Source organism: Acidiplasma cupricumulans (assembly GCF_001402935.1).
Lineage (GTDB): Archaea > Thermoplasmatota > Thermoplasmata > Thermoplasmatales > Thermoplasmataceae > Acidiplasma > Acidiplasma aeolicum.
In genome coordinates this window covers 1-1,076 of record NZ_LKBH01000248.1, presented here as the reverse complement: position 1 = coordinate 1,076, position 1,076 = coordinate 1, and the positions used below count along the sequence as shown (strand labels likewise).

Below are 1,076 nucleotides of genomic sequence, written 5' to 3'. Positions count from 1 at the left end.
TGCCATATCCCACTAATAATTTTCAAATTAATAAATATGACAATTGTCGAACAAATTATGAAGGTTTGGACACGCTATTAATTTTGACTTATTCTGTATTTGATTTTTTGTCATATCATCATTCAATTTTAGTTTAAGATCTTCATGACCATCTTCATACTCTTTAATCCAGTCATTAACATACTTTTTAACAATTTCCCTATTTGTACGGGTAGTTATTTGAGGCGTACCATCCAAAAACAGAGATCTTATAAACTTTGTTAATACATAATTAAATTTTTCTCTATCCATAGATGTCAATAAACTATGATTTTTTGGATCAAATGTTATGCCTAATACATTTTCTACATCTTTCGGCATTTCTCTCTCCAAAAGTGAAGCTTTCAGGTCATTGCTTGATAATTTATTCCTCTCTATTTCAGTCCATATTGGCATATTTAAAATATAAATTATAAAGGCATAATTATGTAAATTTTTAATTACCTGATTTTCATCTTCACCAAAAATTTGACTAACTTGATGTGTATTTCCAGTTTTCAGAAATTCTTTATAATCTCTTCTCCATTTTGAAATATAAGACCATTTTTTAATTTGGTATTCAGTATGCCTTGATGTAATAATTTTTTGGGCTGCTTCCCAGCTTGGAGCAACATCCACTTCTAAATTATTTAACTTATTAATATTAAAATCCCTTATTAAATTTTTAATTTCATCTCTGTATTTAATTGGTGCAAGGTTTGGATTTATCATACATTGAATAGCACATACACGTCTATTTCCTTCTAGTACTATATAATTTGTATCTTTGTTTAGGACTATTATATTTTCTCCTGGAAATAGTCCACCATTTTCTGTAATAGAATCTATAAGTCCAATTATATCTTCATGATCAAATAGTGCTTTTCTAATTACTTCCTGATCTGCATTTTCATCAAGATCCAATCTTGGATTGTTAGGATCTAACTTAACTTTCATTGTTTCAATATTTATTTTCTTCCAATTGTTATTTATATTTTCAGGAACTTCAGAATTTTCTGTAGGCATATTAATGTTAAGTTAAAAAAGTATTTAAAATT

At 27.2% G+C, this 1,076-nt stretch carries 1 protein-coding gene; it reads right to left on the bottom strand.

The genetic code is table 11. The features are described 5' to 3' along the window. Window positions 1-27: 27 nt before the first annotated feature. Window positions 28-1,044 (bottom strand): hypothetical protein, encoded by a 1,017-nt coding sequence (locus AOG55_RS06705; protein ID WP_055041064.1) that lies wholly within the window; start codon window positions 1,042-1,044, stop codon window positions 28-30. Window positions 1,045-1,076 lie beyond the last annotated feature (32 nt).

Bases quoted from the DNA above. Each gene is read 5' to 3' on its own strand.
- AOG55_RS06705 (WP_055041064.1), bottom strand. From the start codon at position 1,044: ATGCCTACAGAAAATTCTGAAGTTCCTGAAAATATAAATAACAATTGG.